Here is an 899-nt window from a genome sequence, read left to right on the forward strand (position 1 = left end):
ACAAGGTGGCTGCAGCCTTCCCCGCCCACAGCCACTCACGGTCGACGACGCAGACAATAATTCCAGGAGCGTTGTCTCTGAACTGAACTGTTTTACGTAGCGCTTTACGGATGCAGCAGAGCATGAGGAAACTTCCAGCATTCCTGCTCGTCGTACGAAAAATCTGGCGGTTGGTTCGATGGTACATTCACATCTCCCTTAAGATGAGGAGCGAGACCAATTTCGAAAGATTGATTCGCCCGTACTTGAAGGACAACGCAGAGTTTGAGAAAGGATTCGGAAGCATTATGACTCCATAGGATGCATTATGCGTCCTATGGACGGCGTCTGCATCCCGGCGTCAAGGTTTATTTCCACCTATTTGCGGCGTCTGGGGATACATGGCAATGAATCCTTATGCTGATAGTGCCGCCGGAAATTTTGAAGATCGCGAGAGAGTTCCTCGGCCTTAGCCAGGAACAGGTGGAGGCGCATTCAGGCGTATCAAGAGCTACGATCCAGAGGATCGAGAGAGGCGTCCGCGATCTACCGCAGTATGCACTGCTAGTTCAACACTTCTATGAGGTATGCGGAATTGAGTTCGTTGCCCCGGCAGAACAACGGGGCTGGGGCTTGTTCAACCACAATATGCAGGGGCAAAMGCCGCGGCTAAATCACATTCAAAACCTGTCTGGCGCCAAAAATGCGTGGATAAAATCCTCCCGCGTAGTCAAGCAGGAAACCGATCTTAGCGATCAGGAATCCAACACGGAAGACCAGTCGTGATGTCACGAAGGGATGGTGGAGCTCACGCCTCTTGCAGGCGAGATCACCGAATGCATGCCGAGCTATTTGTCATGGCAGCGAGGGACTGATGGTACCGGTTTTTCAGATAAAGCGTTGGAGTCGATGTTCTCATC

1 protein-coding gene and 1 pseudogene are annotated in these 899 nt (G+C 51.8%); one reads left to right on the top strand and one right to left on the bottom strand.

Annotated elements, in window-relative coordinates; translation table 11 throughout:
- Positions 1–187 (bottom strand): annotated as a pseudogene (locus AB4Z23_RS27260) (AAA family ATPase); the annotation flags it as partial.
- A 209-nt stretch (positions 188–396) separates the two neighbouring features.
- On the opposite strand from AB4Z23_RS27260, the gene AB4Z23_RS27265 reads away from it, so the two are divergent.
- A complete protein-coding gene (locus tag AB4Z23_RS27265) occupies positions 397–765 on the top strand; it encodes a helix-turn-helix domain-containing protein (RefSeq protein ID WP_441361154.1) in 369 nt (122 codons plus the stop codon).
- Positions 766–899 lie beyond the last annotated feature (134 nt).

It is taken from the genome of Agrobacterium sp. MCAB5 (assembly GCF_052114365.1).
Taxonomy (GTDB): Bacteria; Pseudomonadota; Alphaproteobacteria; order Rhizobiales; family Rhizobiaceae; genus Agrobacterium; species Agrobacterium tumefaciens.